The sequence below is a fragment of the Anaerocolumna sp. genome (genome assembly GCF_032079385.1).
GTDB lineage: Bacteria > Bacillota > Clostridia > Lachnospirales > Lachnospiraceae > Anaerocolumna.
In genome coordinates, this window is sequence record NZ_DAMAUC010000016.1 from 21,273 (window position 1) to 44,054 (window position 22,782).

At 30.6% G+C, this 22,782-nt stretch carries 23 protein-coding genes; 5 read left to right on the forward strand and 18 right to left on the reverse strand.

Going from position 1 to position 22,782, the window contains the following annotated elements; all coding sequences use genetic code 11:
• The 3 genes from RT261_RS13475 to RT261_RS13485 all read right to left on the reverse strand — a co-directional run.
• A partial coding sequence (locus RT261_RS13475; RefSeq protein WP_313133214.1) for a hypothetical protein occupies positions 1-285 on the reverse strand: 285 nt, incomplete at its 3' end.
• Entirely contained in the window at positions 285-1,556 is a 1,272-nt protein-coding gene (locus RT261_RS13480; protein WP_313133215.1) for a hypothetical protein, read from the reverse strand. The genes RT261_RS13475 and RT261_RS13480, both read right to left, overlap by 1 nt.
• Before the next feature lie 637 nt (positions 1,557-2,193).
• Entirely contained in the window at positions 2,194-2,403 is a 210-nt protein-coding gene (locus RT261_RS13485; protein ID WP_313133217.1) for a helix-turn-helix domain-containing protein, read from the reverse strand.
• Positions 2,404-2,609: 206 nt separating this feature from the next.
• Between RT261_RS13485 and RT261_RS13490 the strand changes: the two genes are divergently transcribed.
• From RT261_RS13490 to RT261_RS13500, 3 genes are read left to right on the forward strand one after another with little or no spacing between them, the layout of a single operon-like run.
• On the forward strand, positions 2,610-2,867 hold the full coding sequence (locus RT261_RS13490; protein WP_313133218.1) for a helix-turn-helix domain-containing protein: 258 nt from the start codon (positions 2,610-2,612) through the stop codon (positions 2,865-2,867).
• On the forward strand, positions 2,836-3,684 hold the full coding sequence (locus RT261_RS13495; RefSeq protein WP_313133220.1) for a hypothetical protein: 849 nt from the start codon (positions 2,836-2,838) through the stop codon (positions 3,682-3,684). Before RT261_RS13490 ends, RT261_RS13495 begins: the two co-directional genes overlap by 32 nt.
• 20 nt (positions 3,685-3,704) lie before the next feature.
• The gene (locus RT261_RS13500; protein WP_313133332.1) at positions 3,705-3,875 is read left to right on the forward strand and encodes a helix-turn-helix domain-containing protein; all 171 of its coding nucleotides are present in this window, start codon (positions 3,705-3,707) and stop codon (positions 3,873-3,875) included.
• A 1,251-nt stretch (positions 3,876-5,126) separates the two neighbouring features.
• Here the strand turns inward: RT261_RS13500 and RT261_RS13505 are convergent.
• From RT261_RS13505 to RT261_RS13530, 6 genes are all read right to left on the reverse strand, one after another.
• Positions 5,127-5,567 carry a hypothetical protein gene (locus tag RT261_RS13505; RefSeq protein ID WP_313133221.1) on the reverse strand — a complete coding sequence of 147 codons (441 nt, stop codon included), beginning with the start codon at positions 5,565-5,567 and terminating at the stop codon, positions 5,127-5,129.
• Positions 5,568-5,922: 355 nt separating this feature from the next.
• Positions 5,923-6,972 carry a hypothetical protein gene (locus RT261_RS13510; protein ID WP_313133223.1) on the reverse strand — a complete coding sequence of 350 codons (1,050 nt, stop codon included), beginning with the start codon at positions 6,970-6,972 and terminating at the stop codon, positions 5,923-5,925.
• Positions 6,973-7,181: 209 nt separating this feature from the next.
• Positions 7,182-8,810: a hypothetical protein gene (locus tag RT261_RS13515; RefSeq protein WP_313133225.1), complete on the reverse strand. Its 1,629-nt coding sequence runs from the start codon at positions 8,808-8,810 to the stop codon at positions 7,182-7,184.
• Between the two features lie 216 nt (positions 8,811-9,026).
• Positions 9,027-9,494 carry a hypothetical protein gene (locus RT261_RS13520; protein WP_313133227.1) on the reverse strand — a complete coding sequence of 156 codons (468 nt, stop codon included), beginning with the start codon at positions 9,492-9,494 and terminating at the stop codon, positions 9,027-9,029.
• Between the two features lie 72 nt (positions 9,495-9,566).
• Positions 9,567-9,824: a GNAT family N-acetyltransferase gene (locus tag RT261_RS13525; protein WP_313133228.1), complete on the reverse strand. Its 258-nt coding sequence runs from the start codon at positions 9,822-9,824 to the stop codon at positions 9,567-9,569.
• Positions 9,825-10,130: 306 nt separating this feature from the next.
• Positions 10,131-10,268, reverse strand: coding sequence for a hypothetical protein (locus tag RT261_RS13530; RefSeq protein ID WP_313133230.1), 138 nt, complete (start codon positions 10,266-10,268; stop codon positions 10,131-10,133).
• Positions 10,269-10,647: 379 nt separating this feature from the next.
• Between RT261_RS13530 and RT261_RS13535 the strand changes: the two genes are divergently transcribed.
• Positions 10,648-11,475, forward strand: coding sequence for a hypothetical protein (locus RT261_RS13535; protein WP_313133232.1), 828 nt, complete (start codon positions 10,648-10,650; stop codon positions 11,473-11,475).
• Positions 11,476-11,504: 29 nt separating this feature from the next.
• Positions 11,505-12,254 (forward strand): hypothetical protein, encoded by a 750-nt coding sequence (locus RT261_RS13540; RefSeq protein WP_313133233.1) that lies wholly within the window; start codon positions 11,505-11,507, stop codon positions 12,252-12,254.
• Between the two features lie 293 nt (positions 12,255-12,547).
• Here the strand turns inward: RT261_RS13540 and RT261_RS13545 are convergent, their stop codons facing one another.
• From RT261_RS13545 to RT261_RS13585, 9 genes are all read right to left on the reverse strand, one after another.
• Positions 12,548-12,784, reverse strand: coding sequence for a hypothetical protein (locus tag RT261_RS13545; protein ID WP_313133235.1), 237 nt, complete (start codon positions 12,782-12,784; stop codon positions 12,548-12,550).
• A gap of 60 nt (positions 12,785-12,844) precedes the next feature.
• Complete coding sequence (locus RT261_RS13550) at positions 12,845-12,997, reverse strand: hypothetical protein (protein ID WP_313133236.1); 153 nt, start codon at positions 12,995-12,997, stop codon at positions 12,845-12,847.
• Positions 12,998-13,141: 144 nt separating this feature from the next.
• The gene (locus RT261_RS13555; RefSeq protein WP_313133237.1) at positions 13,142-14,653 is read right to left on the reverse strand and encodes a PIN domain-containing protein; all 1,512 of its coding nucleotides are present in this window, start codon (positions 14,651-14,653) and stop codon (positions 13,142-13,144) included.
• A 26-nt stretch (positions 14,654-14,679) separates the two neighbouring features.
• Positions 14,680-15,276: a DUF3800 domain-containing protein gene (locus RT261_RS13560; RefSeq protein WP_313133239.1), complete on the reverse strand. Its 597-nt coding sequence runs from the start codon at positions 15,274-15,276 to the stop codon at positions 14,680-14,682.
• Positions 15,276-15,791, reverse strand: coding sequence for a hypothetical protein (locus RT261_RS13565; RefSeq protein ID WP_313133240.1), 516 nt, complete (start codon positions 15,789-15,791; stop codon positions 15,276-15,278). Before RT261_RS13565 ends, RT261_RS13560 begins: the two co-directional genes overlap by 1 nt.
• A gap of 589 nt (positions 15,792-16,380) precedes the next feature.
• Positions 16,381-18,639 (reverse strand): hypothetical protein, encoded by a 2,259-nt coding sequence (locus RT261_RS13570; RefSeq protein ID WP_313133242.1) that lies wholly within the window; start codon positions 18,637-18,639, stop codon positions 16,381-16,383.
• Between the two features lie 210 nt (positions 18,640-18,849).
• A complete protein-coding gene (locus RT261_RS13575; RefSeq protein WP_313133245.1) occupies positions 18,850-19,680 on the reverse strand; it encodes a hypothetical protein in 831 nt (276 codons plus the stop codon).
• 188 nt (positions 19,681-19,868) lie between these two features.
• Complete coding sequence (locus tag RT261_RS13580) at positions 19,869-21,470, reverse strand: hypothetical protein (RefSeq protein WP_313133246.1); 1,602 nt, start codon at positions 21,468-21,470, stop codon at positions 19,869-19,871.
• Positions 21,471-21,551: 81 nt separating this feature from the next.
• The gene (locus RT261_RS13585; RefSeq protein ID WP_313133247.1) at positions 21,552-22,523 is read right to left on the reverse strand and encodes a PD-(D/E)XK nuclease family protein; all 972 of its coding nucleotides are present in this window, start codon (positions 22,521-22,523) and stop codon (positions 21,552-21,554) included.
• Positions 22,524-22,782 lie beyond the last annotated feature (259 nt).

Below are 22,782 nucleotides of genomic sequence, written 5' to 3' on the forward strand. Positions count from 1 at the left end.
CTTTAATTTATCGGCAGTATCTGGTTGTTTTTCTCTTAGTAAAGTCATTAATTCAGAGCTTTTATCAGCGATACTCATTTCATCCGATGTAAAATACTGTTGGATGGCTGGTAGATAGGGCTGGAAATCATCAGGTTCAACTAAGAGCTGTCCGTTCTGCCATAATGGCTTAATATGAAACCATTCATTATCAACCAGAAAGCACATTAAATCATCATAAAATGTTTCTTTTTCAATCTGATACATTTCTTTTATTCTATTTGCATATTCACGAAAATCAACCATTATTTATCTCCAAAAAGTTTCTTTGAACGCCAAATATTATAATCAAATATTTCGTTATTAACCTTTGAATATTGTTTTATTAAATCACCCTTATTTTGAAGGTATACTAACGCGGACTGAGGATTTTTGTCACCACGCCAGTGCATTAATCCAGATACATCTTCTCCAAACAACGTCAGTTTCACCGAGAACCAGTGTCTAAAAATATGCGGTCCAAGATTATTTTCTTGTAGAAGATATGCATAATTTATAGCTTCTGGGTCGTTACTGTTTAATAATTCCGATATAGCATCGGCAATGACTTCCTTAAACTTACCGTAATAACTGTGATATGTTATTGACTTCCCTTGTTTATTTACTGTCAGCGCTCCATAATCAGCCTCATATTTCTTTCCTTCTATGTAATCCATGTAAATCTGATAACATTCATAAAAAGCATTTAAGAACGCTGGATATACATGTTGTGTACGTTCCTTCTTAATGGTACCGACCTTCTTTAAATCACTTCTTAGGTTAAGCTCTTTTTTCAAGTCGATTATAATATCTTCTACTTCTCCGTCGGTAATAACAAACCTGATGCCCGCACCCAGCTTTGAATCATGTCTTCTTACATTACAACTCTCAGAAGGACGCAAGCCCGCAAAAGCCGATAAAGCTACAAGAATAAGGATATCTTTGTGACGCTTCATAATAACATTTAGAAATATAGAAAATACGCTTTCCGGCATATCCCGGAATATCTCATTATTATTGTCTATAAATAAAACATCAAACACAGGTATTTTTTTATTCATCATCTTTCCGTGTTTATTACGTACTTCCACTGTTTTATACAGGTCAGATAGTTTAAATTTGCATTTGCTACGATTGTTTTCATATAAAAGTTCCAGAAAATCAACAATTGTTCTAATGCAAACATTTACAGTAGATTCAGAGCGAGTCAGTTCATCATCAGGCAGAGTCCCCATACCATAATCATTCAGAAATTCCTTTACAATATCGATTGTTATATTTGTGAGCTTTTTAATCTGATATTTATCATAAAAAGCATAATTTAAAAGTTTCACAACATAGTAAAATCGTTTATTACCGTCATCTGTAATCTTTTTTGCATATATCTTTTTGCCTGAACGGATATATTTGTGGAAATCAGTCCAAGCAACGATATGCTTATCCGTATCTTTTATAACAACAAATTTACGTGAAATAAGTTGGTTATCCTTAATCACAAGGATATGTTCATAAACTGAAAAACGTATGTTTGATTGCATATTTTCTCCTTTATGTACAATTGGTTATAAATCATGGTTAAGAGAACCTTTGCTTTTTTGATCACCATATTTGCAAATTAAGCATAGGTTGTTAAGCGATATTTTGCCATCTTCTAATTCTTTCGTTTTATATCAAGTTAATTTCTGTTTTTCATTTTTGTTATTACAAAATATTTATATTTATTAATTAAAAAAAGGTGCTTTAGCCATGTAAATAAACTAAAACACCTCCTCAGGTAAAATATACGGATACTTCACCCTAAAAAACTTTCATTTATGAAAGTAACAACTTTCTATATTAAATTAAAATTATTCTATATTATATTGAGCATAATTTCAAGTGTTTTCTAAAATAAAACAATACATAAGCTTTTTGTTGTTTAATTCTGCCACAAATAATGATTTCCTAAGAAATGTAGCAATTCAACAGATGCTACAATATACGTAACTCCAGTTTTTTTAGATATAGAGTAATTGCTAGTTATAGAATAATAATTTAGACAGATTTATTAAGTGCACTCTAAACACATGTAGATCCATAAAACATTAAAAAGTCTGAAAACCGGTTAAGAGGTTGATTTCAAAGAACCCAACTCCTTAACTTTGACAAAAAGCAAAAAAGCATAAAACAATTATGTTATACGCTTTCATCTTCTACATATTCTGCTATATCTTCTATTCTACATTTTAAAACGCGACACAAATTATTTATAGTAATCATCTCTATATTTGCATTTCTTTTTAGTCGATCTATTTGTCCCTTGCTGAAATGATATTTATTAATCAATTGGTATGTAGTTATATTTTTTTGATCCATTGTTTTCCAAAGCCGTTCATACACTATCATTAATTCATCTCCATTTCAAAAGATAATAGATACAATAATATAGTACAGTATTGGAAACATAATGAATATGCCCCGTATACGGGGTATAATATTATTAATGACAAAAATAATTGTATTCATTCACGTGCGTCTGTTTGGAATAGTTCAAAAATGAGACTTTGATTAAGTAATTAATTACTTTAGAATAAATATGGAGGTTATTAATTGTGAATACAGCAAATCGATTAAAAAAGCTTAGGTTGGAAAGAGGAATAAGCCAAGAAAAATGTGCTCAGGACACAGGAATATCTGTTAGTAGTATAAAACGATATGAAAAAAGCGGAATTATTGGAAACACATATAATTTAATACGTTTAGCAGAATACTTCAGTGTAGATATGGATTATATATACAATCCAAATGAACATTATAAAAGGAATGAGGAATCTAATCATGGAATTAAAAGAAATAGAAATAAACCCTAAAATGGCACAAGAAATGTTAAACTATAATACATGTAACAGACCATTAAGTAAAAATATTGTTACCAAGTATGCCCGTATGATGAAACGTGATGAATGGTACCTTTCACATCAAGCAATTGCATTTGCTGAAAATGAGTCAGGACAATTAGTTTTAGTAGATGGACAGCATCGTTTAGAAGCAGTAATCCAGTCTGGGATATCTGTAAAATTCTCAGTAATTTATAATGCTGTTCAAACTCCTTATATTGATACTGCTCGTAATAGAACCTTTATTGACAATTTAAATATATATAATAAAACATCCAGATACACTAAAACAATGATGGGTATTCTTAATCTAATAACAAGTATTAATAAAATTAAAAATATAACACAAACAGATCGTCAGCAATTTTGCGATTATTATTACGAAATATTTCTATCCGTTGATAATATATATAAAACAAGTAAAACAAAAAGCGGTGGATGCCCGTTAAAAACAGCATTGTTTCTTGCAATAAATGAAAATCGAAATAAAACAAACTTAAAAGAAAAATTAGAAAATTATATGTATATTTTTAACACTGGAAATGTCAGTGTCGATGACGATTATGGGGATTATGTTAAAGAAATGAGAGATCACTACTATTTGCAAAATAGAGAATTCAACAAGATATATTCTAGTAATTCAGCTTCATTGAGAAGAAAGAAACTAACGTCAATATTCCTATATTCTATTGAATGTTATATTAATAATAGAAAATACATTGCTTCTTTTGACATGGAGGACAGGTTACTTAAAAAAATTGAAAAGCAATACGGAAAAATAAAGAAATGACAATAAATGAAAAAATACATATGATTAGAGTTAATAAAATAATGAGTCAAGCTGAATTAGCTTATAAAACAGGATACTCTATACAAGATATTATAAGTTTTGAAACAAATGGAACGATTATAAAGGGATTTGTACTTTTACAAATATTAAACGCATTTGAAATAACAATTGATGAATTTCGAAATTTGTAAATCAATAATATACAGTGTTTATAATTTTTGCAACTCCATTAGTTAATGAAAAATATTTGGAATTTATAGTGAATAATCAATTTTAAAGTGTAGGTGTATGATGAGGAAGCTGTAAACATAAATTGACAGCTTCCAATTATATTTCATTTAATAAAAAAAGGTTTATTGGTTTTAAACATAGCATCAAACTAAACGCTCTAAGACATTTCTCTTAAATTTAGAGACCGCTTCAAATTCAGTGTTTTGGAACTTTTGAGCCTTAATTATTTTATAAAATCCATGAACCACAGTCAAGGCTGAACCCCTTGCCTTGACAGCGTTTCATGGATTTTGTGTATTATCATTAAGCTCAAAATGGAGTATTCTGTAAAACGAGTTTACACGAAATAAGAAACGGAGCCTAAATTATACCACAGCTTCCATTCAAATTCTATCGCTAAAGAGAGAGATTTAATATAGCAATTCATGAATTCTATCATGGGGTTTCTTCATTAGTTGGTGAAAGTTTTATTTTATCATATATATCTTGTTCTAATATTATGTATGCATCATGCAACTACGAAACTCTAAATCCAATAGTTCATAACCAAATGATATGCAAGATTTTAGTGCCATTGACAGTTTTTTCTCTTCACTATCGTTGCTATTTAGTCTCATTTCTTGTTATTTAATTTACTGCAATCTATAATTGATAAAATTCAACATTTAAACTAAACATAATAAGTTTATCAGAATTCATTCATCTCAAGATATTACTTTGATAACTTTCCGTGAAAGTTAAATAATTTTATTGTAATAAGTCATTTGACCACACCTTTTTAAGCCTGCTATCAAATTTTGGTGTAGTCTTCCACCTCCAAGTTTATATAATGCATTTTCTGAACTGTTATGATATGATTCAAAAAGTTCCTCGTATGTATCATCTAACTGTTCAGAATACAGATTAGTCTTAATAATTTATATGCATGTAATAAAGAAAATAAGCTCGTCATAAGAAACAGCAGAAAGGAAAACGTTCTCAAGTTTTTTCAACTCATTTTGAACACTCACTTCATATTCTAATCCTAGTGGGTCTTTAACTTTTTGATTATTTAGGAGCTTAACTGCATTGATATGTTATTCTTTATATGCCTCCAAGGCCTCACTGCTAATATTATGAAATATTATTTCTTTTCCAATATTCATGAAAAATTCTCGATGAGATTTAATTATGTTTACAACGTCGCTAAGTTCTTTAGATCCAATGTTATACTAATTCTTAATCTCATCTTTACTTGTTTTCCAGTCCTTAATATCTCCAATCAGTAAAGATATTTTAGCAATTTGAACCCGTGATAATTTTTTAGTAAATATACCTTGATTATATTCTTCAATAATGCTTGATAATAAATAATATAAATTATCGATCATTTCGTAAAGAGTGTAATAATTTTCTGTAAAGATATCCAGACTTATATGAGTTATATTCTTGCTTTCCATGTGTGGAGTATCACTGACGTTAGTTGTGTATCTAAAAACATCACCCTCAAGGTCAATATTATAATCTTCAAGGTATTCTATTATAGATCGGTATTGTTTTCCTAGCCTTTCATCAACTGAAATATAATCGAGTATTTGTTCGCTTAACGATTGAATATTATGAGTATGAGCTTTTTTTAATATTGAATCATAGAGCTTATTCTTAACATTCATTTTGCCTTTAATTGCATGAATCGTGAGAAGTTTCCTCAAAATTATCAAAGCCCTAACTCAATACTATGCCGAGCACAAAAAATCAACGGATAAACAAGTACATCCTCATATTTTGTCTCTTTAATACGTTCCAGTATCCATCTTACAGCTTCATGAAACCCACTTCGAATATAATCATTTTTGTTCCTCCATTAATACCTACACAAGCTGTTACAGAAGGTTTACCATAAAACTCATATGGATTTTTCTTCATTTCATCCTCCATTTTTCAATAATGTACAAACTTATAATTTCGACTTCACTGATGCTCATACTCAACATTGATATGTGTTTTTCTTTCAAGAACTTCTTCTTTTTAAAGAACATCAAATAAAGGTAAGGTTTTTAATGTGTTTGTCATAAGTTTAATATTTTCAGCTTCTTTACCAGCATCAGCGTAATTTTTGCATGAACTGATGACAGTATCACCATAGCCAGTAAATAAAATAATAGTATCTCTATCAATTCCTAAGTCGATAAGTTGAATTATCGCATATTTTGCTAAGCAAATTGTGCTCGATGGCTTCAACCCTAATGGGCGGATTTCCAAACGACTAAGTACATTATTTATCAAAGCCCCTACAAAATTCGCCTGTCTTAAACGTTCACGCTTATAATTTAAAAAAAGATAACTGTCTAAATCATTAATATTTCCATTATAAATTTCAGATAGATATATCGAAAATTGATTTCTCAAATTAAAAGGCAAATAAACTCTATACCCTTCAATACAAAGATATCCAGACTCCATGTTTATGTCCTTAATTTTGAGTTGATAAACTCTATCAGATACAGATACACCTGTGAAAATAACTAATTTTACAATAAGTGATTTAACAAATCTGTTATGAATATTTTCTTTATTTTCTTTTTTATTATGTTGTAGCGGCAACAAATTGTCATTACAATAATCAATAACAAAAGCTATTTGTTCCTCATTAAAAGGTGTTCCTTCATTACTTTTTTTAATAATCCTCTCTTTAATCAACTTCTCAATGTGTCTAGAGGCATGGTAGTTAAATGATTGCTTATCGCTATCTGCTAATCCAAAACTAAAAATAATGCTGCTGTTTTTAATAGTCTCTGTTTTAGTAAGGTATTTCAGAAATTCCTTTATTACACTAATGTATAGTAAGCAAGTGTCTTCTGCCTTTACACCGTAATTCTTTATATAGAAGTCAAGTGATATAAGAACTTCCTTATATGTTACCCCACTTAAATATGTAAATACACTTGAATCATTCAGTCCTTCGTTGTTGAACAAGAAGTTATAATATACTTCTAAAATGTACTTATACCGTTCCAATGAACGCTTTGTAAAATCCCCATAATTTAAATAGTCATTAATGCCTTCTTGAAAAACCATAGAACATCCCCCATTCAAAGTATTTCCCGTGTTATTTATTAAACATAATGGGAAGTTTATTTGATCAACAAAATTGTATTTGATGAGTTGTAAGTTATGTGCATAAACATGTGAATATGAAACAAATTGTTTGTCTATCTTCATGAACTTTTACTTGTTTTCCATCATCAATCTATTTTATACTCGACTAATTGGAATTTGCTTATTTTTTAATTATCTAAATTTGAATTATCTCTAATATGAACATTTTCCAATTTATGTACCCCGCATATAGGACAAGTATCAGTTTTCTCTAACACTGTATCGTAGTCTCGCATCAAACAACCTATACAAAACAGATAATCCTTCAAAGAAAGAAATTTTCTCTTTGCATCTACCTGATGCTGAATTTCCCATCTAACTGGATTTTTTCCCAGGATAAAATCAGGAGTCAAGAATAGAGATGTTTTCATTTTAAGGAACTTCTCATCTATCTCTACCTCTCTATAGTCATAGTCATCATACAAAAATAGAACATATCTTCTTTCTTTCTCATAAGACCATTTGGGGTCTTTTACTGAGAGTATCCAGTATTGAAGAACTGCTTCCAAGAATTGCTTCTTATCCTCATTAGACATATCAAATGTATCGATAATACTGAACAAGTACTGCAGTTCCTCTTTTGCTTGTTCCTTATCATATAAAATATCAAAAGCGAGTACTTGGGAAACATATGGTCTTGTACTTTTATCTGGAAGTTTTGGATCAGCATCTTCTCTTTTCTTCATCTGAAAAATACCAATTGGGCCAAGTAACTCAACTAGTCGGTCATCCTTAAAACCATATATGCAAGATCCATATTCCTCCTTCATTCTCTCATTTTCAATTGACTTGCTAAACGAAGAAACATAATAGGTTCTTGTTGCTGTGAAATAAATATTCCTTATCCAACTGTAATTGATCCATGAATCATCATCAAACAGTTCTGGTATTACCTTTTGCTCTCTTTCGTCATTAAGATATTTCGTTTTCTGCATCCATATCTGATGATTTCTACAGCTCAATTTCGCTGTTTCCGGAGAAATGTATTTGCAAATATAATCCTCATTATAATTATTCCGTGACTTGAGTATATAATTGCTAATTTGTGTCATCAACACACCCTTTAATGGCCGTACTATTGGTGATTGATGATTCATTTTTATCAACTTTGCTTCGAGGACAAAAAGTTTTGTAAGTTCTTTGCGTGAAAATTTCCAGATATTATCTCTCTTTGTCCCATGCATATAACTGAGGTCATTCAACATAGAAATATATGCTTGTGTAAGTGACGATACCATTAAATCAGAGGAATCCGTCTCTAACATATTATTTATAAGTTCGACAATCTGGTCTGAGAAAGATTTATCCTTTTCAACATTGTACTTTTGATACGCATAATGATAGAGCTTTAGCGGTAGAATCAATAAGTTGTCATATGATTTCACTGCTAATGTATCACTAATAAGATTATTGCCACCTAACGCTGGTGCAAACCATGATACCATCTTTTGCATACGTGTTGTATCTCCCACAATTTCATACAAATACACCCTTAATGAATTAATCTGATATGCAGCGCCTGTTAAATATAGGATATTAATAAGCTCAACTTCAAATTCCGTTACTCTATATATACCTTCATAGGAACGCTGATTTAAATCATGCTCACTTACCAATGACAGCAATATCTCTTTGGTCCTATACCCCGGATTCACCTTAAACATTTCAGTTGCACGATATATTTTTTCAAGAACAAATTCTCTATTATTGGCCGGCCAGTCCGATGGTTTATCGCTACTATTTAAAAATTCATTCATAATTATTGTGCCTCCTTGTGTTACTCCAATTGCTTGTATATTTTTCAGTAAATGGTACAAACAGAACATAGCGCGTGTAATTTTAACTACCATACATCCTTGTATAATAAGTACTATATTCAGTGCTTCTAATCATTTCTTTTAAAAATTAATTACAAGTTTTCTAGTTTCTAGATAAAACTTTTGTTTTAATCCCGACATACTAATTGGAATTTATTAAATATATTCAAGTATAATTTCATACAATTTTCTTCTACTTAAATGATTACGGACATACACATCGTCTAGTAGATAGTAGTTATTACAAATTTCTTCTTCATCTATTTCAAATAGATTATAGAAATCATTATACAATCCCACATATACAGCCTCATTAAAATTAAAAGGTACTGGATAATATTTAAATTGATCACCAGTGATATCTACCACAATATTATTTTCTATTTTCAACCATGCATGTGATGGTAGCTCTAGCGAATACTCACGATACGTTCCTCCTATGTAAGTTAATTTGCCCTTAATGCCATTGTCCATCAAAAATCTTGCCAATAGCTCTGCCGTAATACCACAACAGCCATTTGGAAAATTTCGAAAACATTGATTGGTAATAAATCTTCTTTCATTCTTCGCACTCTCAATAGCAATTCGAAATTTAGTTGCCAATTTTTTAATTTCTCGCATCATATTTCTCCCTTACAAACTAAAATCTTCTGTTTCTTACTACTCACCAAACCCTGAAATATTAACTTCTTAAATCTAAAGGAAACAGCTCTGCTTGGAATAAATCATCGGTATTTCCGACCATGATGGATTATCATACTGAAATCCACACTTATACCAAAATTCTGCTACTGGCTTGTTCTTTGCCATTAATTTTACCACGTCATTACATTCCTTTAAAAATTTACATATTATCAACTTACCAATTCCTTGCTTCCGATAATTTCTTACTATTTCAAACTCATCAATCCATATCACATCATTATCATAAGGATCCATTGATAATCTAATCACTGCACATACACAACTATTCTTTTCAAATATATATATAATCGTCTTCTTCTAAGCAATCCCAAGGCAGTTCCAATATTTTATCTTTTTTCAATTGCTTAACTTCTTCATATGTAGCCTTACGCTCTTTCATTATTATCTCCCTAAGTTTCAAAGTTTCTGTTCCCTACAAATTCTGATTTGTTTATTCTTTATAACCTTCATAGACATAATGGGAAGTACAGTAATTTACAAAATAATGAGCCAGACTTTTAATATTTATACGTCTAAAAATCCGATATAATTTCCCACACTTATCACCCAGTCTTCTTATTTTAACATACTTGATGCTGCCAATAATACAGGTACAAGCAGCAATATAATTGCGATACCATATCTATATACGTCTCCCCATAATATATACTTTCTAATCTTCCGTAATAAATACTTTGAATCTCGCTTTTTCATTTGTTTTTCACACCTCCTAATATTATCTAGATTATATAACACTTGAGTAATTATTACTATATATTACCATTGCTTTTTTTAAGGTTATGAATAAATTATTATTCTTTTTGAACTTTTGAAATTATTCTATTATACTATTTATCATTGCAAATGACTAAAAGCCTTTCTCTCAAAAATCTTTACTACGGTATTATCCATAACGATCCCCTTTAATTGATTATTACTTTTCAAAGATTAAACATATGCTTGTTTTATAAACTTAGTATTAAAATCGACATAACTATTAAAATATACAGAATTATCCTCCAAATAACTTGTATATTATTATAATATGGCATAGTATAAAATATAATAGAAATTATTTTTAAGGAGGAAATCTATGGGAGAAGCAAAAAATGAACATGTTGGACTATTGCGGCGAAGAAGATTTCTATGTCCTAAGTGCAAAGAACACAAGATGCTTATAATGAAAAGTGACCAGATAAGATGTGCCAATGGATGCACAGTCACACCTGGGCAAGCAAATGCTGCCATTAAGAACAGACTGTATAGCGGCTTTTTCACTACCTCAGATCTAGAACGGCTTTTTGGATTTGATTTTTCAATTTATCCGGTTGTCAGATGGAAAAAAGATCATAAATCCTTATATAGTAAAGGACAGCTTATAAAGCTTAACAACATATGCCACCGACACATGAACACCGATAATCTTATTCATGATATCTCGATAGAATATTATAGGCGGTACCCGGAAAGAGACGAAATCGTCCGTGAACTTACCCATTATGATTACCTCTTTAATATAATTGAAGATATCATGGTATGCATTAACCGAATGACAAAAGACATGCTACTTATGGATCTTTCCTATCAGCTGTCCTTTCATTATAAAAATGATACTAGGCTCTTTTCAATAAGTCATTATTATTACTGCCTGTCTCAGCATTTTTATGAATGCATGGAACGTATCATGTTGTGGTTCGGCTTAATGTATCATTTTCCATTTCGAGAAGACGGTAGAAAAAACACACACTATACTATTTATAAGGCAATTAAAAAAGATCCGGATTTTAACAACTCCGGCTTAAGATCGATACTTGAAACTGTTATTGGTAACAATGCTAGAAATTCATTGCTAGACTGGCGTTCCTCATCCTCCCATGATTTATCCAAACACTTGAGAAATCTTAATATGATGCCGCCATAAAAAAGCAACGATATGAGTTTGATGTTGAAATGCTGCAAGGGAATTTCGAAGGCATAATAAAGATTACTGGTCAGCTTCTTGACCTAGTAAATGGAATGATCAATAAAATGCCAGGACTTTATACCATTTCACTTGATACTAATGCCATAAGTCTGCTTACTGGAACCGGATCAATCCCTGATCTTAAAATCTCTGAAGATGAATATATTCATGATATCCTTACAAAAGAAAGTGCAAAACTGGACAAGTATCTCTATTATGGACCTTATCAGTTGTCCGCCAAGGAGAATGGAGATCTTCTCATAGATGTGGTTTGCAGATTGGCAGAGATCATAAAGGGCTGCAGCTATGCCATTCATTTTGATGATAAGAGTTATCAAATGATGTGGAGAGATTTCGATGCTATTATACCAGATTTGATGGATCGGCAGTATTTGATTTACACGTCAGCAACGCTCACCATGGCATGCTATGATAAACTGTCCAGGATTATGTATAGAAAGTATATGAATAAAGAACCAGGGAATGATATATACTTCGAGACCATTAATAAAGACATACTCGTGAAGGCCCCTCCTGTTGAATTAGCGGTACGTATAATCAATCTTGAAGATAATGCCTTTAAGTTCCTTGCACAGTACCGAAATGAATTTACTCACCTGCTCCGCATAGGTGCTATATATACCGATGCAATGGATAATTATGAAGATTACCTGATTGTAGCCATCGCATATAATGTAAGGCACATATTAAAACTTATTGATAGTATATTAACCTGAGAATTGATAGATGCTTACCTTCCATAGTCAAAGGATTTACATCAGGAATGAAGGTTGAATGGAGAATACAAAAGGAATTACGGTAGCGAGCTAATTTTACCATCCCAGAATACCTTTTGTATTCGCCCTAATTTGAATCGCTTACTACTTAGCATATATCCAACAGTTTTATAAACAGGAATATCGCCCTCTGAAAGGTTTTTATAATCACGTCCAATTCGTACATCAACAAGCTGTGAAAACTCACGCTACAGGCATAACAAAAAAGAGAAAGAGTCCCTGCCTCTTTATAATTACTCTTTATATTTCCGCAGTTTATTTTCATTTGTTAGCTCGTCTTTGAAACCTCCACTTGTAATTAACTTTTGGAGAAGGTTATGTACTTTTATATTTACTTTGAAAGGTGGAATCTTTGCACCCTCCAATTTTTCAAAATACTCCATTGCCTTATTTTTATCTACAGAATCTTTCAAATCGTCAAAGCGTCCAAATACATTAATATTTGATTCAGTTATGCCTGAATTCATCATATTTCTAAGCTTGACTTCATCTAATCCGAGAAGTCGTGAAATATGGCGGGTAACGAGGAGCTAGAAGTAATAACTGTCTCTTCTGATGTTGTTTTCCTCGCACCACACGTCCACACGTTTACCTCTGTTGATCTGTTCCTGGATAACGGATACCCATTTTTCCAGGCGGTATTTGTTTGTCAGTTTTTTAGCATCACCCATAGGAATCTCCATAATTCCCACTTTTCGCACTGCGAAAAGTGTAAAAAGTGTTATATAGAGATTTTCTCATGAATTACTATACATTAACAAGGCACCTTATTATAATAGACTTACAAAATAAGACCCTGCCCATGCAAGGTCTATACAAATAAAAAACTATAGATTAAATCGGCTCCTTAATTCATTAACCATAGTTTCGTTCTTGCTTACTTTACATTCTAATTCTGAAGCAATTTGCTCAATTAACTCTTCTATTTCTAATGTATTATATTCGACACCTTCAGAATATCCATCTCCAATTCCACCATCGTCATCTTCTTCCACATAACCATAGTTCACTTGAATATAACCTCTTGCCGCAATATTACCATTCTCACCTTTTATTCGGATATAAATATCATCTTGCCCTCCATCATCAGGATATAGCTGCAAATCGTCTAAAATAAAATACGACTTTTGTTTGTTGGCATCAATTATTGCAATTTTATCTCCAAACTCAAATTTATCAGGTAATCTGATATCGTATTTACTATAATTTAAATCTTTAATTTTAGCAAGAGTCCAGTCTTTAATATCACATACACCCTCAAATGAAGAAACTACAGTAGGTTCACCATTGTTGGTGAAAAATTCATTCATATTTTGTATAGCACTTTCTATGTTAGATAACTCCAACGTACCAAAGTAACTAAGTAACTCATCATCATAAAATAACGTAAAATCTTCAAATTCTGAATATGCACTATTGATTCTCTCGAATACTGCACAAACCTTTTCATAAAAATCGCAGTTTATAAAATTATCTTCAAAATTTGATTCAAAACTACTTAACGAACTTAATCCAAGGCTCTCCCGTACGCTGTCAATATAATCCATTTCTTGTAACTCACGTAACTGCTCCTCTTCCAGTTCACGTTGAAATTCTTCTTTTAAATTTGCATTAATAACTTCATTTTTTAATGATACCCCAATGAGTTGATGAAAAGTCCTAACATAGGATACTTTTTTATCTAATTCATTGCTTTTTAAATCTTGAATAATATGTACATGTAAAATATCTCTATTCCCTTTATCCGAAAAATCAGTATAGTTACCGGTAACAAAATATATCTCACTGTCTTTATCTAACGTAATATAATTATTGATATTGATTAATGTTTCAGTTATCATTCCATCAGCTAATGAATCTTTACCTTCTATATGGAAAGGTGCCTTTTTATATAGGCGTCTCCTAAAACATGCATTTAATAAATTAACATCTTCATCAACAATAATTGTGTTTTTGTGCTTAAATACTTTTTCTATTAATCTCTTCAAATCTTTAATGTACGTATCTTTATTTGCATCAAACATATCCGCTGCATCTTGTAATTCTTTTTTTGACTTCTTCTTATAGTCTTTAATATCAAGACCATTAACTTTATAGGCATTTATCCCATATAACTGCTCTATATTTTTTATGGCTTTTTGTAGATTTACCCTGACTTTATCAAATTCCTCGTCTATATGCTTATATGTTTCAAATCTGACGATGGATGGTACAATGAGTTTAATATCGTCATAATCAAGTAATTTCTCAAATGTTTCAACCGATTTACTTGATACCTGATTTTTTCTATCGATAAGTAAATCTAAAAATATATTTGTATCAATCAAAATATATTTCATAATTTCTTTCTCCTCTCTCCTTAAAGCTACCCCAGTATTTCAAAGAAATCATTGATTTTTCTCAATTCAGTATAGCTCGCAATCGAATGCATAAATGCAGGATTCTTATTTTGGGAATCAGTAATAATCTTATAAAATAACTTTATATTTTTTCTTTGTAATTCCGAAAGTATAGACTTAACATACAAAAAGTGCATATGCTCATATGTGTTTATATAAATGAATAACTTTCCAAATAGTCCTGAGATCACGTCTGACACTTGAACTAAAGGCTTACTTTCCGATTTTACAAATTTATAATTGTTTAATTTAATACTTCCATCCTTTAAATCATAGGTATTGAGAATTTTATAGATTTCAGTCTCCTCATCAAAAATATGTTCTGAATTTTTAAATAGAATAATAGGATGCATATAAAGATTCACATAATTTTCTTGCAAAATATTGTCCTTATTGTCTTGTAAAAAGATCAAATTACCTTCTTCTTTAGCTTTTTTAAGCATACCTTTTATAAATTTTTCTTCATTGTTTAAATTATAATGATTTCCAAACAAAAGAATTAATTCATGGCAAAAGCTCCTTACATCATTAGTTTGGATATTGGGATATTTATATTTCTTCATTATTTCAAAAAACTATCCTTATTTGTAAGAAACAGTTTATATACAACATTTTTTAATGAGTTTATATCGTAACCAAATGAAATAATATCATCCATGCTAGCTATTGAATCGATAATATCCACAGTTGAATAAAATAGATTGTTAACATGGGAGCAGTGAACAAACAACCCACTATTATCCAACCATTCTAAAAACCTTTCAGTTTTTCTACTTAACATGCAATCTAAAAAATTGCCTTTAGGAAATTGCTTTGTAAACTTTATTTCTTTAACATTTTTCTGGAGTTTCAAATCTGAACATAACTGTTCAAAAACAAAATTTGGCTTTCGATTACTATCATAACCCACACCTGCTAAAACGAAATCTTCTTCAGCAGGTACATTAAAAGACTGCTCCTTAATGCAAAATTTTCGACAATTATTACTCTCATCATAATACATAGTATAACTATCATCTATATTTAGATTTAGATATTCTTTTACAGGATTTCTCCATTCATCCACATGAAAGTCCATATTCACCTCTTAACAATTTAACATTTTATTATTCTAATATGGATTATGTTACCATATGTAAGTTTTATTATCAATTAAAATACAACAAATTTATGTAAAAAAGTCTCTAATATTTTCTAAATATTTTGAGGCTAATCCTTTTATTAATATGGACTTTTGAATTATAATAATATCTTAATTTATGAACTTTATTATTTCCCTTTAAAAAGTTCATACAAAAATAAAGTCCATTTTTTAGAAACAAAATGTCCTGTATTTATACTATTTACGGTGTGTCTGTACTTTATCGCATTTCCACCATACATATTCACTTGACTTATTAGAATAGCTGTTCAAAGGACGCTTTGCACATTATATTTTAAAAATTGATACACCACTTTATGTATACACTTCTTGAGACTCAACTTTTAGTCTTTCAATGCAATTTGTACGTTCATTACTTATTATTAAAAACCTCGTTTTCTCTATTGCCAATTACAATCAATTTGCATTTCCTTCTCTCCATAAATAAAAAGCCAGCTAATTGCTGGCTCAATTTGAGTATCTATTATCATTGGAATAACAAGTTACACTATATGAAAAAAATAGTTCAAATCTGCTGAGTGATATAAGCTGACAATCTTTTGGCAAGATCAAATAAAAATCTTACATTTAGCGATTGTAGTGAACTCTCATATAAATATCTCCATTGCTCAAAAAGACTAGAATTTTGTTTTAAATTTACTGTAAAACTTTCATAATCATCTTTGTCAATAATCTCATTTTGAACTTCCTTTGGTAATAATTTAAAAAGTTTATAAAGGTCATGATGGTGCGCAGGAATGTTATGATTTCTTAGTATCGTTTTAAAGAAAAGTTCACAAGAAAATGATACATTTGTTACGATAGGAACAAGTAATGGGTGCATCCAACCTATTTGCTCTATTTGAGGTTCATTACAACGATTAGCCGCAGCAATAAATGCATTTGCTAAGTTAAACATTTGAATAGTACTAAATTCTTCAAAACTTAGTTTATTAGGGTTATTTTTTTCTGGTATTTTTACTTTCACACTATCATCATCCTTGAAAATTTCAAATTTTGATATAATTTTATTTATCATAAGCCTGTCTCTGTTATCATTCTTAGTTGTTTCAATATAATTATCTTTAATAATACTGGTAATTGCAGATTCTTTACTAACTTTTACATTGCGAGAATGCTTACCACTGTATAATTTATAATCTTTCTCGAGATACTGTTTCTCCAACTCCTCTTTGCTCTGTAATGTACCATCGTCCTTCCAATCGCAGTGATGTGTTATACCTTGTCCGAATTTCCTATCTAATAAATAATAATATTCTGAATAATCAAGTACTAAATCAAAGTAATCCATATACTGGGTTAAATACTCCTCATAATGTTCTCTATAATGTTCCTCCCAAACATCTTTAGGGAAGTCATATTCAACAAATGGTTCTTCCACACAAGTAATAAAGTTATCTCTTTCAAACATATTAGTAATTCTATAAGGTGTTTTCGAAAGATATGAATACATCCAATACCGTCTTCCATAATCCTGGTCATATTCAACGTATATACTATAAATTTCATCTATTAATAATTTTAGTTGTTCCTTTCTTCTAGTCGATAATGTTCCGAACTTCCGTTCACGTTCATTGTATACATAAGACTTGTATCCTACCGGAATATCTTTATATCCTGTAACTGTAACTATATATTGGTGATGTGATTCTTTCCTTTCAATTATAAGCTGATATAGGTAATCAGCAAAGAATTTCAATTCTTTTAATTCGTTACTATCCGTACTGCAAATAGATTCACTGAGAATCATATATTGACTTAAAGGAGGATAAAATTTATAACGCCAATCATTCCCATAATAAAGATTGTAGCGGAAAATGGATACCAGTATGTATTCTATAACTGCTTCCACTTCTTTGGATTCATGCATATTTTCAACATAAATGCCAACATAAGAAAAGTTGTATATCTGATTTTCACTTATATAATTCAGCAGTGCCGACAATATTGCTAAATATAACTGAAATTTTTCTAATGCTACTAAGTATCCCTTCTCATCAGGTTGTTCTTGGTCTTCATAATATAGGAATACCTCATGTAGAACATCGAAGTAATATCCATCTATACCATCAATATCCAAACCATATTTATGAAATATATCTGAATCAAAAGCAGGTTTGCGCCGCCCCTTCAAGTACATACCTTTATAGTACTCTTGATCCCCCAGATGCATGGTATAATTGTGATTAGAATCGTTTATTTTTTTATAATCATAATTATATTCAAGATCGGCTAGCAACCCTTTTTTATACCCCAAAAACTTACTAGTTTTCTTTGGCTCAGCTCTTTTACAGTATTCATCTATCAAAGAACGACATATTTGCTTTATATTCTGGATTTCCTTGAGATCATTTTCTATAAGCTCGTTTAATTTATCTATATATAATTTAAGGTTTTTAATAAACTCTGTTCTGCAAGATATGGTATATATTCCTTTAATTCCACAATATCTAATATAACAACTAAATATATTTTCACGATCTACTACTATATTTGCTTTTATAAAGTTATCTTCTATTGAAGTAAAAATACTATTTTTAGCACTGTCACACACCTGCTTTGGAGTACTTTCCTCCATGACTTCAATTTTACAAAACTCATTTTGGAATGTTTTAAGTATTTCTCCTAATTCAATGTTTCCCGGCAGTTGATAAAGAAAATCATAAAATTTAACCTTTTTTGAGTTTTTTTCAATTATTGTAATTTTATTTTCAATGGATTTTTTATAATTACATAACTCGAGCATTATATCTTTTAATTCCATTATATTTTCATCTACTTTCTTCAGTGGATATGTCAACTAGCTATTTAATAAGATTCCATTTCAGACCTATATTCAATTTCCATTTCCGTTTTTATTTGCTTCATCCATTTAAGCAGTATTTTATCCCATCCACAGCTTTTCCACGATTTGTTACAATCTTTCGATTCAAAATATATATAACCAGGTGTTTTTAGTTTTTCAAAGTCTAACTTATTCTACATACACCTCAAGTTCACAATCACACGACAGCAATTGATTATGGCATTTGGGACATATTTCGATATCACAATCTTCATAATGAAACTCTCCTAATGCTGCAGCACAGTCTGGACAAAACTCATGCAATGGTGGGATTACATTCCATTCTGTATTTCCATATGGGTATCGATTATATTTCACACCAGCTTTGTCAATTAAGATTCCCGTCCTTTTATTATTGGCAATTTCCTTTAGAAAGTCATTCTTAAACTCTTCTAGCATCTCTACATTTCTAAAAACAACATATCCCTTTGAAAATTCCATTACATTTCCATGTGTTTTTCGATGTTCATTTACAATTCTTATATATACTTCATTGCTTTCCTCATTAAGTTCATTATGCATTTTTGCAAATAATGAATACATTTTACAATATTTAGGCTTTATTTCTGCAGTATCTAAATCAACATCGCAATGTACAAATGAATTTCTAATCTCTATGCATTCTTTTATAAAACCTTTTTCTTCTAAACTTATTATTTTAGGGTTGCAATTGTACAATCTTTCTATCCCTTTTGTTCCAGAAATAGTTTTACTTTTGCTTGTAATAGGAATATCCATATTTTCATAAATAAGAATATCTAGTATTTTCTTTAGTTCTGCTTTTATAAGTAATTCAAATGACTGTATTAATGTTATATATGCCATTTTCCATTTGATTTTACTGTTATAATCAGAAAATGCTTCTTCATGGGTTCCATCTTCATCTGCAATTTCATAATACTTAATTGATTCTTCAAAGTAATCATACGCATTTCTTAGTATATCTAATTCTATCTTCATTTGTATCCCCCCTAAAATATTTAAATATAATCTATATTAGTTTTACTGTATAGCTCTGACCTCCAGATATTGCTATCAACATGATTATTAGTAATAAACTTCATGGAAAGTTACAACTGCACAACGCTATATATCTGGTTCAGTAAGATTTGCGACAACTTTATCTATTTCCATTGTATAAAAATAATCTACTCCAATTCATAAATATTTTTAATATTATTACAGGCCTCTTGGTATATTGAATTCATAAATTTTGTCATTGATATCTTTTGCCCTTTCATTTTTTTATGCAAATAAGTTGCGAAAGGCATGATTCTTTGATTTTCAAAATATTCTTTCAAAAATTGAAAAATATCTATTTGCTTTTCAACTAAGAACATTAACATTTCATACTCTTCAATATTAAGATTATAAAAATATTTGGTCTTTGTCGATTTTTTCTCCTTAAGAATTTTATTAAAAGTATCTTCAAGGTAATGTGGAACAGCACTTACGCTATCCATAGTAACGGAAACAATAAATACCGTATCTACTCCAGTAAAAATATCCATCTTGCTTTCAATATCATAAAAGCATGCATCCACTTGGAGTATTGGATTAATGAACAGCCTTTTATTATTATCTTCAACTCTCGTGTTTTTAACAAGACTATCAATCAATATTGAAAATCCTTTTGCCTCTACAGCTAAAAGATTATTCCCACTTCGTATATAGGCATCAGAAGACTTTGAATTATTACTTCCATACGTAAATTCCGTAATATACTGAAAGTTACTATCATTGCTTACAGCTGTACAGGTTAATACTTGTATATACTTCTCATATAACCGTCCATAAAAAGCCATAGCCCTACTATCACTCTCTGGATAACAGTCTCTGACTTTCCAATACAGTTTCTCAAAAAATGTATTTTTGAGTGTATAATCACTAATAGATATATAGTTTCTATTTCCATCTTGAATGAACGGAAAAGCAGAAAACTCCTGGAAATCCCACAGCCTATTCTCAGATTCCTTCGCCCATTCCTGGTATTCTTCAACGCATTTCGATAATTCAAAAATCACATCATGAGCAATACTCGCCACTCCAGTATTTCCGTATATCTCATCAACGTTACGCCAAATACTTCTATATAATAGTGCATTTTTCGAGGGATAATAATCTGATAATTCCCAAAAGAGCACAGCAATGTATTGGGTGATGGTATACCCATACTTTCTTAAAAAGGTATTATAATAATCTCTATACTCGCCCTGAATATCTTTATCAAAGTTGTTAATATCCTGGCTAACCTTTTCAAACATATAGAATGTCCGCAAAAATTCATTTGCTACATTCCTATCATAATTGAGATGATATGTACCATATAAGAAATGATTCATGTCAACATTATCTTCATGAAATTCATTATTGATTTTCTCAGCAACTATAAGTTCCAGCTGCACTATCTTCCGATAATCATCAATACTGATTACATAACTATTTTCCTTCATTGTTGAATATTCTCCATATATCATTATCTTTTTCAGGAGAATCAGCAACATCTGGAGAGATATTATATGTTGTTTCTTGGTAAGAAGCGGATTAGAAAACAACTCTTCCGGAGAGGGTGCATCAATGTCACATAATGTTCTCTTCAATACCATTTCAAATGGCACTTCCAACTCTATTTTCACTATCGATTCAGTTTTCACGCTAATTGAGTAATTTCTCGCTCTAATTAACTCACATATAATCGATATTGCCTTATGCATATTTAATTTTTTGATTTCCTTTTCTAAATCTGGCATTTCACCCTCAAAAATATCATGATAACATAAAATTATCTCCATGATACTTGCATCTACATTATATATAATAACACCTCCACATTACTTCTTTTTCTTTCCATAATTTTTCGGGAAGTAAGTCTTACCAAGCAGCCAAATATACTGATCGATTTGCTTAAGGTTATATTTATCCAAGCCATAGAAGGAACGAAAATCAATCAATATGCCTTTGAATTTAACATAGTCCTTCAAATCATCATCTGAGAATTCTGAGGAACTATGACGATTTCTAAAATATCGAAGCACATCATCAACATAGCTATCATAAATCGGATAATCAAGTGGATTGTGATGACTACAATACTTTGTAGCAAAAGAATAAAATTTCTTTTCTGTATCATTGATAGTAATATGCTGGATATCTCTAACTAGAGTAACATCACCAGCTTTTAATCTCGCATCAATATCTAAAGCACATATGTGCTTAGCCACAGGATAAATTGAGAAAATGTTTGTACTATAAAAATCGTTAAGCGTTGATGCCTTCAAAAGAACATCAATAACATCTGTATTCTTTGGACATAGCTCAAAGAATAACTTATTAAGTGCCTTCTCCTGAAGGTGGTAGTTTTCAAGCCCGTCCCATTTTTTAAGATAAAGCTCAACCTGTTCAATTGATGGATAAGGAACATCAACATCCATTTTTTTCTTACGAGTATATTTACGGCGCACAGTCTTTTCCGCTCTGTGCACAAATAGCTCAGTAGTTTCATCAGAAGCTAAGAATAAACGAAACCTTCTTAGATGAGACGTGTAACTATTAACAAGCGATTTGACATTACCGGTCGAGTTCTCAGAGAGAACTCTCATTAATTCACTTTTAGCCTCATTCTCAAAATCAGTGGCTGTCACTGTATTCCAAAAGAGGTCTTTGCTACCTTTCCTCCAAAGGTAGAATGTGTCCACATATGCAGTGTTAATTGTTAATTTTGAAATATTCTGACTATGTAAAAAATTCCTATATAAAGCACGTAGCTCATCATACGAAAGATCTTTCATTTTGATTATACCCAAATTAACCTCCTCCTTTCTATCTTCCTTACTCTCCCAATTATTGCAAATTCCAAATAGCATCTGAAACTTGTTGAAGTTATATGGGTATGAGTTATTCCATCAAATCTTATCGGTTTATGCCCATTGGTATATGAAAGTTCTATCTCCCACAGCGTACCATCACACACCATATATCCAAAGCGCTTAGTTGAAATTGCCATTAGGCAGAATGAAGCCTATTTGACCTAACGTTCATCGTATTTGATATAACATTATTAAA